14 protein-coding genes are annotated in these 14192 nt (G+C 70.3%); 6 read left to right on the forward strand and 8 right to left on the reverse strand.

Features of this window, described 5'->3' with window-relative positions:
* Positions 1-90 precede the first annotated feature (90 nt).
* The gene (locus tag VIL76_RS08050; protein ID WP_332044487.1) at positions 91-1002 is read left to right on the forward strand and encodes a LysR family transcriptional regulator; all 912 of its coding nucleotides are present in this window, start codon (positions 91-93) and stop codon (positions 1000-1002) included.
* Here VIL76_RS08050 and VIL76_RS08055 read toward each other — a convergent pair.
* Positions 999-1787: an enoyl-CoA hydratase gene (locus VIL76_RS08055; RefSeq protein ID WP_332044488.1), complete on the reverse strand. Its 789-nt coding sequence runs from the start codon at positions 1785-1787 to the stop codon at positions 999-1001. The genes VIL76_RS08050 and VIL76_RS08055 overlap by 4 nt on opposite strands.
* A 54-nt stretch (positions 1788-1841) precedes the next feature.
* Here VIL76_RS08055 and VIL76_RS08060 point away from each other — a divergent pair, with 54 nt between their 5' ends.
* Positions 1842-2969, forward strand: coding sequence for a ferritin-like domain-containing protein (locus VIL76_RS08060; RefSeq protein WP_332044489.1), 1128 nt, complete (start codon positions 1842-1844; stop codon positions 2967-2969).
* Here VIL76_RS08060 and VIL76_RS08065 read toward each other — a convergent pair whose 3' ends face one another.
* A complete protein-coding gene (locus tag VIL76_RS08065; protein ID WP_332044490.1) occupies positions 2970-3491 on the reverse strand; it encodes a CinA family protein in 522 nt (173 codons plus the stop codon).
* Positions 3492-3515: 24 nt separating this feature from the next.
* On the reverse strand, positions 3516-4121 hold the full coding sequence (locus VIL76_RS08070; RefSeq protein WP_332044491.1) for a hemerythrin domain-containing protein: 606 nt from the start codon (positions 4119-4121) through the stop codon (positions 3516-3518).
* A gap of 98 nt (positions 4122-4219) precedes the next feature.
* Here VIL76_RS08070 and VIL76_RS08075 point away from each other — a divergent pair, with 98 nt between their 5' ends.
* Together VIL76_RS08075 and VIL76_RS08080 are read left to right on the forward strand one after the other, a co-directional pair.
* On the forward strand, positions 4220-5245 hold the full coding sequence (locus tag VIL76_RS08075; RefSeq protein ID WP_332044492.1) for an NAD(P)/FAD-dependent oxidoreductase: 1026 nt from the start codon (positions 4220-4222) through the stop codon (positions 5243-5245).
* Positions 5242-6411, forward strand: coding sequence for an acyl-CoA dehydrogenase family protein (locus tag VIL76_RS08080; protein ID WP_332044493.1), 1170 nt, complete (start codon positions 5242-5244; stop codon positions 6409-6411). Before VIL76_RS08075 ends, VIL76_RS08080 begins: the two co-directional genes overlap by 4 nt.
* A gap of 7 nt (positions 6412-6418) precedes the next feature.
* Here the strand turns inward: VIL76_RS08080 and VIL76_RS08085 are convergent, their stop codons facing one another.
* The 5 genes from VIL76_RS08085 to VIL76_RS08105 form a co-directional block, all read right to left on the reverse strand.
* Positions 6419-6949, reverse strand: coding sequence for a dihydrofolate reductase family protein (locus VIL76_RS08085; RefSeq protein WP_332044494.1), 531 nt, complete (start codon positions 6947-6949; stop codon positions 6419-6421).
* 16 nt (positions 6950-6965) lie between these two features.
* Positions 6966-7610 carry a glutathione S-transferase family protein gene (locus VIL76_RS08090; protein WP_332044495.1) on the reverse strand — a complete coding sequence of 215 codons (645 nt, stop codon included), beginning with the start codon at positions 7608-7610 and terminating at the stop codon, positions 6966-6968.
* A 61-nt stretch (positions 7611-7671) separates the two neighbouring features.
* Positions 7672-8133, reverse strand: a complete 462-nt coding sequence (locus tag VIL76_RS08095) for a hypothetical protein (protein ID WP_332044496.1) — start codon at positions 8131-8133, stop codon at positions 7672-7674.
* Positions 8134-8144: 11 nt separating this feature from the next.
* Positions 8145-9605, reverse strand: coding sequence for a carboxylesterase/lipase family protein (locus tag VIL76_RS08100; RefSeq protein ID WP_332044497.1), 1461 nt, complete (start codon positions 9603-9605; stop codon positions 8145-8147).
* Between the two features lie 76 nt (positions 9606-9681).
* On the reverse strand, positions 9682-11238 hold the full coding sequence (locus VIL76_RS08105) for a PQQ-dependent sugar dehydrogenase (RefSeq protein ID WP_332044498.1): 1557 nt from the start codon (positions 11236-11238) through the stop codon (positions 9682-9684).
* A 276-nt stretch (positions 11239-11514) separates the two neighbouring features.
* Between VIL76_RS08105 and VIL76_RS08110 the strand changes: the two genes are divergently transcribed.
* Both VIL76_RS08110 and VIL76_RS08115 read left to right on the forward strand, forming a co-directional pair.
* Positions 11515-13020 carry a sensor histidine kinase gene (locus VIL76_RS08110; RefSeq protein WP_332044499.1) on the forward strand — a complete coding sequence of 502 codons (1506 nt, stop codon included), beginning with the start codon at positions 11515-11517 and terminating at the stop codon, positions 13018-13020.
* Between the two features lie 68 nt (positions 13021-13088).
* Complete coding sequence (locus VIL76_RS08115) at positions 13089-14183, forward strand: AraC family transcriptional regulator (protein ID WP_332044500.1); 1095 nt, start codon at positions 13089-13091, stop codon at positions 14181-14183.
* Positions 14184-14192 lie beyond the last annotated feature (9 nt).

Genomic DNA, 14192 nt, shown 5'->3' on the forward strand with positions numbered 1-14192 from the left:
GCCTCGGGATGGAGCGAAGATGGTCGCGGCCAGGACTGTTGATAATCCGGCCGAAATGCACAATGTTGATGCCGGAACGGAAATAATGCCATGGACCGGCTGGAAGAGATCAACGCCTTCGTCAGCGTCGCCGAGGCCAAGAGCTTCACCCACGGCGCCAAGCGGCTGGGGGTGTCCTCGGCGCAGGCCTCGAAGCTGGTGGCCCGGCTGGAGAACCGGCTGGGCTCGCGGCTGCTGAACCGCACCACCCGCGACGTCTCGCTCACCGACACCGGCCGCGCCTACCTGGAGCGGGCGCGCATCCTGCTCGAGGAGTTCGAGGCCCTGGAGAGCTCGGTGCGTGACGTGGACGGCTGCCCTCGCGGCGTCCTGAAGATCTCCGCCCCCGTCTCCTTCGGCGCCCACCAGCTGACGCCGGCCCTGCTGGAGTTCGCCGAGGCCCATCCGGAGATCAGCCTGGACGTCTCCTCCACCGACCGGATGGTCAACCTGGTGGAGGAGGGGTTCGACGTCGCCGTGCGTATCGGGCGGCTGTCGGACTCATCGCTGGTGGCCCGCAAGCTCGCCGACGTGCGGCTGGTGACCTGCGCCTCGCCCGAGTACCTGGAGCGGCACGGCGCGCCGAAGACGCTGGCCGACCTCGCGGGCCACGAGGCGATCATCGACACCAACGGCCCCGATCCGGCGATCTGGCGGTTCGGCTCCCGGAGCGAAACCCAGGACGTCCGCGTCAACGGCCGGCTACGGTTCGGCGGGGCGGAGGCCTGCGTGGCGGCGGCCCGGGCCGGCTTCGGCATCACCCGCACGCCCGCCTTCGCCGCGGCCGAGGATCTCCGGGCTGGGCGGCTGCAGGCGGTGCTCTGCAACTTCGAGAGCGAGCTGATCCACGTCCACGCGGTCTACCCGCACGCCCGCCACCTGGCGCCGAAGGTGCGCTTCTTCGTGGACTTCCTCGCCAAGCGCTACGCCGGCGAGCCGGAGTGGCACAGGGGCTGGCGCTAGGCCTTCTTCCCCGCCCTCCGGGCCATCAGGTAGGCGTTCATGGCGTGCGAGGGCTCGGCGGTGGTCCAGGCCTCCTCGAACGCCTCGATGCCCGCCTGGATGGAGGCGCTCATCGGCAGCTCTTCCCAGCGCTGCATGAGCTGCTTCTGCAGCTGCACGGCGCGCGGCTCGGCGTCGATCAGGCTGTCCAGCAGGTCCTCGACCGCGGCGTCCAGCAGGGCGGGATCGTGGACCTCCTCCACCAGGCCCCACTCGTAGGCCACCTCGGCGTCGAACAGCTCGCCGGTGTAGAGGATGCGGCGCGCGCGGCCCCAGCCGATCAGCGACGGCAGCAGGGCGGCCTCCACGACCGAGGGCAGCCCCAGCTTCACCTCCGGCATGCCGAACAGCGCCGTCTCCGAAGCGATCCGCAGGTCGCAGGCAGCCGCGATCTCAAGACCCGCGCCCAGGCAATAGCCGTTGATCCGCGCGATGACCGGAGCCGGCAGGGCGCGGATCGCCTTGCAGACCCGGTGCACCAGCTCGATGAAGGCGCGCGCCTCGTCGGGACTGGCGATCGCCGCCATCTCCTCGATGTTGGCGCCGCCACTGAACGCCTTGTCGCCGGCGCCGGTCAGCACGACCGCGCGCAGGTGCAGGTCGGCGGCCAGGCCTTTGAACAGGTCCGTGAGCTGGCGCATCAGGTCCGACGACAGGCTGTTGAGCTTTTCCTGCCGGTCGATCGCGACGAACGCCACCCGTCCGCGGCCGCGGTCCTCGTAGCGCACCTTGACGTGGGAGATCATTGTTCAGTTGGCCCTTCCGTGGTTCCATTGAGCCACCCTGGGAGGGAGATGACCATGGCCGACGGCAACATCACGAAGGACATCCTCTACGACGCCGTGGCGCCCGACGACTTCGAGTCCATGCTCGAGCTCGATCGCTACAACGCCCGATCGACGGCGTTCGACAAGATCATCTCGGCCACCCACGACCATTTCTGGGACCCGCTGGACCCGAAGTACATCGACTTCTCCGAGCCCTGGGACATGGAGAACGAGCCGCTGATGCCGGACGACCAGATCATGGTCCTGGGCATCCCGTACGTGCGCGACCACCTGGAGAAGACCGGCCAGAAGGCCAGGTTCATCAACGAGATGGTGCTTTGGCAGTTCTCCTCCATCCTGCACGGGGAGCAGGGCGCGCTCAACCTGTCGGCCAGCCTCTGCCACGTGCTGAAGGACCAGGGGGCGCAGGAGTACGCCGCGAACCAGACCCGCGAAGAAGCGCGTCACGTCACCGCCTTCGCCCGCTACATCAAAGCCCGCTGGGGCCGCCCGCGGCCGTGCGGGGCGATGCTGCAGCAGCTGCTCGTGGACATCATCGCAGCGCCCGAGGTCTACAAGAAGATCATCGGCATGCAGATGCTGGTGGAGGGCCTGGCCATGGGCGCCTTCGCCACCGGCTTCAGGTTCAACCGCGACCCGCTCGCCCGCAAGCTCTTCCAGCTGGTGATGACGGACGAGGCCTTCCACCACAAGTTCGGGAAGATCTGGGCCGACCGCACCATCCCCAAGATGACCCAGGAGGAGCGCGATATCGTCGAGGACTGGGCGGCGCACTGCTTCCAGGCCCTGCTCTTCAACCTCGGCAACCCGCAGCAGCAGGCGCAGGTGTTCATCGACTTCGGCCTCGATCCCGAGCGGGTGCTCGCCGAGTTCCGCGAGATCATCCAGAGTGACGAGGCCCGCCGCGAGCGGCTGAAGACCCAAAGCAACATCTTCCGCGTCCTGATCAAGACCCTGCTCAACGCCGGCCTGATCACCGACCGCACCAAGGCCTTCTACGGCGCCTATGTCGACATGGACGAGCTGAAGGGCGAGGGCGACAAGATGGTCGGCGACGACATCGCCGAGGAGGGCATCAAGTACCTCCAGGAGATCAACTTCCGGGACCGCGCGAAGCCGGTCAGCATCGCGGCGGAGTGATCACGCCGCCTCGGCCGCCCCGGTCATGGCGTCGCGCATCATGGTGAGCGCGATCTCCAGGGCGCGCAGGCGCACCTCCGCGCGGCCGATGTCGCCGTAGCGCATCATCTGGTGCCGCGTGGGCCCGCCCTTGGCCGCGCAGCCGAAGTGGACGAGGCCTGCCAGGCCTTCCTCCTTGTGCTCGGCATAGCCGGTGATCGAGACGGCCACGTCGGCGCGCGAGTGGGCGATGGCGCCCTCGGCCATGGCGCGGGCCGCACGCTCTGACACGGCGCCGTCGTTGTCGAGGATCTCCATGGAGACCCCCAGCAGCTCGTGCTTGGCCTCGTTGGTGTAGGTGACGAAGCCGCGCTCGAAGGCGTGGCTCATGCCGGGGATGTCGGTGAGCAGGCTGGCCAGCAGGCCGCCGGTGCAGCTCTCGGCGGTGGCCAGCATCATGTCACCGTCGCACGCCTGGGCGAGGACCTGCTGCGCCAGTTCGTCAATATGCGGCGGCAGGGCGGGATCGAGCGCTTCGGCCATTCTGCGATCCCGCCCCCGTACGCCCTAGTGCATGGCGCGGCTCTTGCCGCCGCCCATTTGGCCCATCAACTCTTCCTTGCGCGCGGCCAGCTGCTGGCCGATCGTCTTCAGGTCCATCTCGGACTTCTCGACCTCGGGGAAGTACTCCTTCTCCTCCTCCTCGACGTGGTGCTCGACCATCTCCTTGAGCACCTTCACCTTGGCAGAGAAGTACTGGTCGGAGGGTTGCATCTTCTCGATCTGGGCGATGAGGTCCTTGGCGGATTGGTGCTCGACTTCGGCCTCGTTGACCGTGTCCTCGTCCTTCACGAACTCGCGCGACGCCGGATAGAAGATCTCCTCCTCGATCTGGGTGTGGATGCGCAGCTCCATGCAGATCTGCTGGGCCAGCTCCATCTTCTGGTTGTCGTCCTTCGACTTCTCGAACTCGCGGAACATCTTCTCCACCGCGCGGTGGTCGCGCTTCAGCAGGGCGACGGCTTCGGTGCGGGTGCGGGTGCTCGTGGAGGTCTTCTTCGCCGTCGACTTGGAGGCGGAGGAGGAGGAGGACTTCTTCGTGGAGGCGCTCTTCGACGATGCCGACTTCGAGCTCTTGCTCTTCGAGGTGCTGGACTGTGTGGCCGTAGCCATGGTGCGCTCTCCGGGTTGTAGGGCGGGTCGGCCAGAGAACCCTTTCAAAAGGCGCCGGTTCCTCTTGATTTTCCCCCGGCTTGCGTCTGGTTAGCGGGATGGCGGGGGCTCCGGAGGTCACGGTGGCGGGTGCGGGCGCACTGGGGCTTGCGGCCGCGGTGGCGCTGGCCGACGCCGGCTGCGCAGTCACCGTCTGCGATCCCGCACCGGCAGCCGCCAACGCCTCCGGCGTCGCCGCCGGCATGTTGGCCCCGGCCTTCGAAGCGGCGCTCGATCCGCAGACGGCGGGCTGCCTCGACGTCCTGCTCGCCGCCCGCGACCTGTGGCCGGCGCTGGAGGCCCGTACGGGCGTCTCCGTGGACCGCTCCGGGGCGGTCGCCGTGGGGTCGGAGGGCTGGCTGGCCGCGGTGCGCAACGCCTTCGGCGGCCTGGGCCTGCACCTGGCGGACGTCCCGCGCGCCGCGCTCGACGATCTCACGCCGGGGCTGTCGCCGGTGTTCGCCCGCGGGCTGATGACCCGCGAGGACTGGCGCCTCGAACCCCTGTCGGCCCTGGCTGCGCTGCGCCGCGCTGCGGAGGCGTCCGGGGTCGTCTTCCGAACCGGGCCCGCGCGGCCTGGTGACGCCTGGCTGGTGATCGCCACCGGCGCCTCGCAGGACCTCGCCGACGTCGCCTCGGCGCTGAAGCATCTCACGCCGATAAAGGGCCACATCCTGCGCGCCGCCACAGGCGCCGCCGGCCGGGTTGCCCTCCGCGGGGAGGGGGCGTACGCCGTGGCCGCCGACGGTGGCCTGGCGATCGGCGCCACCATGGAGGCCGGCGTCGCCGATCCCACGGTGGAACCTGCCCAGGAAACGCCGCTGCGCAAGGCGGGCGCGAAGCTCTTCCCGGCTGTCGCCGAGGCGCCCGTGACGCTCCTGGCGGGCGTGCGCGCCGCGACCCCCGACGGCCTGCCGATGGTGGGGCTCGCGGGCGAGAAGACGGTGCTGGCGGTGGGCGCGCGGCGCAACGGCTGGCTGCTGGCCCCGCTGGCGGCCAGGATCGTCGCCGCTTGCGTCACGGGCCGCGATCCTGGCCCCTATGCGGCCAGGCTCGATCCGCGCCGGTTCGGGGAGGCCGCATGACGGCGTTTGGCTTCACGCAGGAGCAGGAACAGATCCGCGAGAGCGTGCTGCGCCTCTGCGCCGGCTTCCCGCCGGAGTACTGGCGCCGCTGCGACGAGACCGGCGACTTCCCGGAAGCGTTCGTCGCCGCCATGGCCAAGGCCGGCTGGCTCGGCGCGGCCATGCCCACGGAGCTGGGCGGCTCCGGCTTGGGCCTCACCGAGGCCGCCATCGCCATGCAGGCCGTCGCCGAGAGCGGCGCGGGCTTCACGGGCGCCAGCGCGCTGCACCTCAACATCTTCGGCCCCATGCCGCTGGCGAAGTTCGGAACCGACGAGCAGAAGCGCCGCCTGATCCCGCGCCTGATCTCGGGCGAGGACCGCATGTGCTTCGGGGTCACCGAGCCCGACGCCGGCCTCGACACCACCAGCCTCACCACCCGCGCGGACCGGACCAACGACGGCTACGTCATCCGCGGCCGGAAGATGTGGACCACGATGGCGCAGCGGGCGACGAAGATGCTGATCCTGGCCCGCACCACGCCCAAGGCCGACGTGACGCGGCCCACAGACGGCATCAGCCTGTTCTACGTCGATTTCGACAGCGAGAAGATCCAGGCCACCCCGATCCCGAAGATGGGCCGCAAGGCGGTGGAATCGAACGCCGTCTTCATCGACGACCTGCAGGTCCCGGCCGACGCCCTGGTCGGCGAGGAGGGCAGGGGGTTCTACTACCTGCTGGAGGGCCTCAACCCCGAGCGCGTGCTGATCGGCGCCGAGGCCGTGGGCCTGGGCCGCGCGGCCCTCAAGCGCGCGGCGGCCTATGCCCGGGAGCGCGTGGTCTTCGGCCGCCCCATCGGCCAGAACCAGGGCGTCGCCCATCCGCTGGCGAGGTCGTGGGCCGAGCTCGAGGCCGCCAACCTCATGGCGTTCAAGGCCGCAGCCCTGCACGACGCCGGCCAGGACTGCGGCGCCGAGGCCAACGCGGCCAAGTACCTGGGCGGAGAGGCGGGCTTCCGCGCCTGCGAGGCCGCGGTGATGGCCCACGGGGGCATGGGCTACGCCAAGGAGTTCGACGTCGAGCGCTACCTGCGGGAGTCCATGATCGCCCGCCTGGCGCCCGTCAGCCGCGAGATGATCCTCAACTACATCGCCGAACGCGTGCTGGGGCTGCCGAAGAGCTACTGAGCCGCCGTCAGGTCGGGACGTAGGTCAGCCTGATCACGTCCTCCCCCATCGGCTCGTGTGCCGCGAGCCGCAGCGTCGGCCGGGGTCCGGCGAAGTATGGCGTGCCGTGGCCGAGCACCACGGGGTGCAGGTAGATCCGGTACTCGTCGATGAGGCCGAGCTCGCCCAGGCTGCGCGCCAGGTCGGGTCCGCCCACCTCGATCTCGCCGTCGCGTTCGGCCTTCAGCCCGCGGATCGCTGTCTCGAGGTCATCGCCGAGCAGGGTGGCGTTCGGCCCCACCGACTTCAGGGAGCGCGACACCACCCACTTCGGCTGGCGCCGCCACGCGTCGGCGAACTCGCGTCTCGGAGCGTCCCAGCCGGCGTCGTCCTCGTCCCAATAGCGCATGATCTCGTACAGACGCCGGCCATACACGCTGCCCGTCTGCTCGCGCGCCTGCTCGATGAAGTGCCGGAAGAGCCCGGGGCCCGGCGCGAACCCCATGTGATCCACGTACCCGTCCAGGGACTGGTTCATTCCAAAGACGAGCTTGGCCATGCAGGTGCCTACCAGTTCACCGGCTCGCGGTGAACACCGCCAGCTGATCGGCGAAAGCCCGCTCGAAAGCTGGCCGGGCCTCGCCGCGGGCGACGTAGGCCATAAGGTTCGGATAGGCGTCCAGCACGCCGTGGCCGTCCAGCCGGCGCAGCACGGTGACCATCAAGAGGTCCCCGGCGCTGAACTCCCCGTCCAGCCACGCCGCATCGCCCAGCCGCCGCGAGAGGTCGGCCAGCCGGGTGTTGACCCGTTCGTCGAGCATGACCTGGCGCTCCGCGTACCAGGGCTTCTTCGTCTCCAGGATCATGGCGGCCTCCCGCTCCACGATCGGCGGCTCCACCGTGTTCAGCGCCGCGAACATCCACATCACCGCCCGCGTGCGGCCGTCGTCGTCGGCGGGGAACAGCCCCGCATGGCGCTCGGCGATGTGGAAGATGATCGCCGCGGACTCGAAGAGCACGAGGTCGCCCTCCTCGTAGGTCGGGATCTGCCCGAACGGCTGCAGCGCCCGATGCGCCGGCGCCTTCATCGCCTCGAATGAGACCAGCCGCACGTCGTAGGGCTGGCCCACCTCCTCCAGCGCCCAGCGCACCCGCATGTCGCGCGCCTGTCCCTCGCCCTCGTCGGGCGAGCTCTCGAAGGCGGTGATGGTGGGCTTCATCGGACGGCTCCCTGCGAGGTTGCCCCTGTAAGACGACCCCGAGGTCGGCTCGCCGACAAGATCACGGCTTCGGACAGGGCCCGCCCTGGCGCTGCGCCAGCCGTCCGGCCGCCGCGGCGCTGAACTCCGCGCGCAGGGCGGCCATCTGGCCGGGCCCTGGCGGCTCGTCGCCGCGCAGGGTGGCGTCGGTCACCTCCGACTGGATGTAGCGGGCGATGACGGCGCCGCACGCCTGGGTCACGGCCGCGACAGCTGCATCGCGCGGTGTGGCGCCCGGCGCGCTGTCGGCGTGGGCGTGCACGCAGTCCATGGCGATGGCGCGCCGCGCCGCCTGGCGCGCGGCCGGCCCCGGGACGGCGCGGCCCGCCATGCTGTCGCGCATATGCCGTTCCAGCAGCGCGTCGATGGCCTCCGGGCCAGGGGTCGCCCTCAGCGGCGCGGGCGGGCACCCGGCCGGCGCGGCCTCGCGGGAGCAGCCCGCCACGGCCACGGCGGCGCAGACGGCGACGAGCAGACCGCGCATGAAAGCGCTCCTCAGCGCCCCGCCGCGGCCGCAGGCGGCGCGACATAGGCGCTCTCGATCCCCCGCTTCGCCGCCAGCGGGGTGCCGATGTCGAGGTAGACATTGCTCGCCTGGGTGTACCTGGGCCACTCGATCAGCCCGGGCACGCTGGGGTTACCCGTCTTGGCGAACTGCGCCCAGATCCTCGAGGCCTGGTCGGCCACCCGCATGTCCTGCTCGTCGTGCGCCGGCGTCTTCTGCGAGCAGCCGCCGCCGCGGGCCAGGAACAGGGTGGTGGGCGAGCTCAGGCCCACGGGGATGGCGCCGAACACATAGGACAGCTCCAGGCCGTGGAAGGCGACGCAGCCCTTCTCCTGGCGCCAGCCCAGCGGCAGCTGCGAGAAGTTGTAGACCCAGGTTGGCCCGCCGGCGGCGCTGTGCAGGTTGGCCATCTCCGGCACGTCGCGGCGCAGCGAGGCCTCGCCGGTGTTGGCGCCGACGATCAGCGGGACCTTGGCCTGCCGACCGGCCTTGAAGATCTCGTGGACCGGAGCCGGGATGACCTCGCCGTCGACCACCACGTTGGCGGAGAACTCGGCCTTGGCGGCCGCCGCAATGACGTCCTGCCAGCTCGCCGCGCGCATGGCGGCGAGCGGGTTCGCGCCGTCCGCGCCCAGCGCGCGGGCAAGCGCCGCGCCGCGGGCCTCCGCAGTCTGCCGCGTCGTGGTCCGCTGGGCGGACACCAACGCCGAGCCGCTCTCCACGATCGCCTTGTGGAACAGGCCGCGGCTGAGCGGCGAGGCCATCTGCGAGATCACCTTGGTGCCCCCGCCGGACTCCCCGAAGATGGTGACGTTGTTCGGGTCGCCCCCGAACGCGGCGATGTTGTCACGCACCCATTCCAGCGACGCGCGGATGTCGAGGGTGCCGAAGTTGCCCGACCCGCGGCCCTCCGCGGCCAGCGCCGGGTGGGCGAGGTAGCCCAGCGGCCCCAGCCGGCTGTTGGCCGTCACCACCACGACGCCCTGGCTGGGCAGCTTGGGGTGGTTGTAGGTGGTCGAGCTGGACGTGCCGGTGGTCAGCCCGCCGCCATGGTAGAAGACCATCACCGGCAGCCGCGCGCCGGGGCTCCGCGCCGGGGTGACCACGTTGAGGTAGAGGCAGTCCTCGCTCAGCGGGGTGGCCGCGCCCATGCTGCTCTCGCCTTGCGGGCAGCGGTTCGGCCACCCGGTGGCGTCGCGCACGCCGCTCCACGCCTGCGCCGGCTGCGGCGGCTTCCAGCGCAGCGGGCCAACCGGCGGGGCGGCGTAGGGGATGCCGCGGAAGATGCGGGCCGTGGCGCCCACATCCGAGACGGTCTCGCCGCGCACCGCGCCCAGCCGGGTCTGCACGACCTCGCCGCCCGCCGCGCCGGCGCCGGGGCCGGAGGGCGCAGTGGCGCAGGCGGACAGGACGATGGCGGCGCCCACGAGCGGCAGCATGGTCTTGGACATGGCGTTTCCCCTTTGGTTTGTCGTTGCGCGCGACCCTAGCGCCATCGGGTCGAACCGTCACCGGTGACGGTTTCCTTCATCGCGCCTCCGCCGGCTCCAGCCGCATCAGGACGCTGTCCTTGCCCTCGTCGGTGGTCACCCAGATCAGGCCGTCGGGGCTCTGCTCCACGTCGCGGATGCGCTGGTGCAGGTCGTAGAGCAACATCTCCCCGCGCACCTGCTCGCCGGCCTCGTTCAGCACGATGCGCAGCAGGTGGCCGGTCCGCGGCGCCTCGTTCAGGCGCATGGCGCCCACGAACAGGTTGCCCTTCCAGGCCGGGAATTTGTCGCCGGTGTAGAAGATCAGGTTGCCCGGCGCGATCGACGGCACGAAGGCCAGGTGCGGCGAGGCGACGCCCTTGCGGGTTGAAACGGGCGAGACCCGCGGGCCGGCGTAGTACCGCCCCTCGCTCACCAGCGGCCAGCCGTAGTTCTGTCCGGCCTTGAGGATGTTCACCTCGTCCCCGCCGTTCGGCCCGTGCTCCGACACCCAGAACTGTCCCGTGCGCGGGTTGAGCGCCAGGCCCAGGTTCACCCGGTGGCCAAGGGTGAAGATCTCCGGGTTGTAGCCCTTGCGGCCGACGAACGGATTGTCCCGCGGGACCGTCCCGTCCGCGTTCAGCCGCAGCACCTTGCCGGCATAGTCGTCGGGCTTCTGCGCCCGGCCGATGGACTCGTCGGTGCCGACGCCCGGACAGCCGATGGTGGCGTAGAGCTTGCCGTCGGGACCGAACATCAGCCGCGTGTAGAGCGCGTCCAGGTCGTCGGCGACGAACAGCTCCTGGCCGTCGACGAGCTCGGCGCCGGTCCAGCGGGCGCGGTAGATGGTGTTGCGGCCGTACGAGCCGTAGGCCGGCTTGTGGTAGGCCAGGTAGACCAGGCCGTTCTTCGCGAAGTCCGGGTGCAGCTTGATGTCCATGAAGCCGGTGGCCGTGCCCAGCGCCGCCACCGCCGGCATGCCCTTCACCGGGTTGGGGTCCAGCACCCCGTCGCGCACAATCCGCAGCCTGCCGGCGCGCTCGGCCACCAGGACGTCCCCGTTCGGCAGGAACTCGATGGCCCGCGGAGAATCCAGCCCCCGCGCCACCACCACCGCGCGCAGGTTCCTCTGCTCCCAGGTCTCGGAGACGAACGGCCCCGCGCCCAGCTTCGGCGCGGCCCAGGCCTGGGCCCGGGGCGCCGTGCTGGCCGTGTCCCGCGGATCGCGCACGCGGCGCAGGGGATAGCTGAAGCCCGGCATGTCCGGCCGGCTGTTGCGCGCCGCCATGGCCAGCGCCACCCGCCGCTCGGCCGGCGCGCCCAGAAAGGCCACCAGCTGTCCGTGCTGCTCCGCCGTCAGGCCCGAGGCCTGGCTGGCCATCAGCCCGCCTGGCTTCAGCGCCGCGCGGACCCGCTCCGGGTCGAGCCTCTGCAGCTGCTCCAGCTCCGGCGCCCGCTCGTCCCCGCCGTCGTGACAGGCGGCGCAGGCGGCCTGGTACGCCGCCACCCCCGCCATCTCCGGCCCCCGCGACGGCGCCCCACGCGGCTGGGCCAGCGAGGCGAAGGCGGCGAACGTCAAGGCGGCTGCGCCCACGGCGGCAGTCAGATGGCGCATGGAGTTCCCCCGTGCTTTCCCGAACCCGCGCGTCCGCCCGACGGGGAGATCGGACCAACGCGCAAAGGAATTGATACCCGGCGTTCCGCCGCCGTCAAAGCCGAGAGGCGGCCCGGGCCAAAACCATCGGCGTCAGCCTCCTTCGGGCAGGCGGGGTGACGGTTGATCAGTTGGGGTTCCATGTCTGCCACGTTCGGCGCGGCGACCCCATCACTGGTAGGCGGCGCGGTAACTAGCTCTGGAAATATGAGCCGCCCTATACAACAAGCTTCCCTGATGACGACCGGCGCCGAGACGACCAAGCCTTCGTTGAACGTAGTTGCGCCGCCAAGCCAAATGGCAGCGCTCGTGGGAGAACACGACTGGGCCTCGTCCCCGCTCGGCGACGCTGACCGGTGGCCGCAACAGCTCAGGACCCTGGTCGGCGTCCTGCTCTGTTCGAAGCAGCCCATGTTCCTGGCCTGGGGCGCCGAGCAGACGCTGATTTACAACGACGCGTACAGCGAGATCCTGGCCAACAAGCATCCGGCCGCCTTGGGCCGCCCTTTCCTAGAGGTCTGGTCCGAGATCCGAGCTGACCTGACCCCGATCGTGGACCAGGCCTACCGTGGCGAGCCGGTCCACATGGACGACATCGAACTGCTGATGCATCGCCGCGGGTACGCCGAAGAAGCCCACTTCGCGTTCTCCTACACGCCGATCGCGAGCGACGACCGCGAGGTTCTCGGCTTCTTCTGCGCCTGCATGGAGATCACGGGCCAGGTCATGGCTGAACGGCGCCTGGTGCAGGAGACGGCCCGGCAGCGGCGGCTGTTCGAACAGGCGCCGGGCTTCATCACCATACTTGCAGGTCCGGAACACAGGTTCGAGTTCGCCAACCAGGCTTATCGCCGCCTGTTTGGGGATCGGGACTACGTCGGCCGTTCCGTTCGGGAAGCCTTCCCGGAGCTGGAAGGCCAGGGCTTCTTCGAGATGCTTGACCGGGTGTGGGCGACAGGCGAGCGGATCGTGGCCGATGGCGTGGAAGCCCGCATCGACGCCGGCGGCGGCGAGCTTCGGAGCCTCTATCTCGACTTCTTCTACGAGCCGGTGACCGACGAGCGGGGCGAGATCACCGGGATCTTCTGCGAGGGCTACGACGTCACCGCCCGCAAGCGCGCGGACGAGCAGCTGCGTCTGATGGTCCTGGAGCTGAACCATCGCGTGAAGAACAACCTTGCGACGGTGCAATCCATAGCCAGTCAAACCCTCCGCGGCACGGAAAGCCTTCCTGCCGCGAGGACGGCGTTCCTCAACCGCATCATGGCTCTGGCGACGGCGCACGACATCCTCACGCGCGAACAGTGGGACGGCGCCGGGGTCGGCGAAATTGCGCACGGGGTGCTTGACCCGATGGGCGCTGCGGAAGGGCGGGTGCGGATCGGCGGGCCCAAGACCCCCCTGCAAGCACGGGCCGCCCTTGCCCTGTCGATGGCGTTCCACGAGCTGGGCACCAATGCGTTGAAGTATGGCGCCCTGAGCAGCGCCGGCGGCTGGGTTGAGCTCACCTGGACGAACCGCGATGGGGAACTTGAACTGACCTGGCGGGAACATGGCGGCCCGCCGGTGACGCCTCCGGAGCGCACGGGCTTTGGCTCGCGGCTGCTGGCGCGGGGTCTTGCTGCCGAACTCGGCGGCCAAGTGGAGCTGCGCTTCGAGCCGGGCGGCGTGCAGTGCTTCATCCGAGCCCGCCTCGACGGCCAGCCAGATGAGCGTCCGGAGACGCACCGCGCGCTGGCCTAGACTGCGAGGTTGGCGGGCCCGCGGACGCGAATATTGCCTTGCCCAGTCGATCTTATCAGGATGACCCCATGCCGGACTTCCTGGAACTGGTGCTGAGGGGCGGGGCGGCGACCACCTTCCTGCTCCTGAGCCTGATCCTGCTGCGTGACGGCGGCAACCGCACCCTGGCCCGTCTCGGCGCCCTCTTCGCGCTCAGCACCGCCTGGTGGGCGCTGAACACCGCCCCGTTCGCCCAGTGGAGCTACCGCTGGGCCTTTCCCCTGGTGGTGATCACACAGGGCAAGACAGCCGCGTTCTGGCTGTTCACCCGCGCGCTGTTCGACGACGACTTCAGGATGAAGCCGCTGGATTGGGCCGTCTGGGGAGGCATGGTGGCGCTCGGCGGCGCATGGATGCTGGCCAGCCAGCTTGGGCTTCCGACCGATCCGGTGCGCATCCCGCACCAGGTGGCGCAGATCCTCCTCGCCGCCTCGGCGGCCTGGATCGCCCTGAAGGGGCGCGGCGCCGACCTGGTGGAGTCCCGTCGGCGCTCCAGGATCATCTTCGTCCTGATCAGCAGCCTGTTCATGATCGGCATCACCACCTCCTACCTCTGGCCGGGCAAGGTGCCGCCCCTGGCGACGGACCTGAACGTCGTCAGGATGTTAGTGATGGGGGTGCTCATGGCGCTGCTGGTGGCGGGGCTTCGGTCGGAAGAGATGTTCTCCACCGCCGGCGCCGTCGCCCCCTCCGCGCCGGGAGACCAGGGCAGGGTGGTGGTCTGCACCGACGCCGCCGAGGCGCGGCTGCTGGCCAGGCTGCAGCGCCTGATGGAGGAAGAGCGCGCCTATCGGCAGGAGGGTCTGACCATCGGCGCCCTGGCCTCGCGCGCCGGCGCGCCCGAGTACGCCCTGCGGCGGCTGATCAACGGCCGCCTCGGCTACAGGAACTTCAACACCTACCTGAACGGCTGGCGGCTGGCCGACGCCAAGGCGGCGCTGCTCGATCCGGCTCAGCGGGAGGTGCCGATCTCGACCATCGCGCTCGACGCCGGCTTCAGCTCGCTCGGCCCGTTCAACCGCGCGTTCAAGGCCGCCGAGGGCATGACTCCCTCCGAGTTCCGGGACCGCTCCGGCCGCCCGCAAGCGCCCAGCGCCGGATCGCCGATTTTGAAATCCGCCTAGCCGGTTTCG

Origin of the sequence: Phenylobacterium sp. (assembly GCF_036563285.1) — a bacterium.
Lineage (GTDB): Bacteria > Pseudomonadota > Alphaproteobacteria > Caulobacterales > Caulobacteraceae > Phenylobacterium.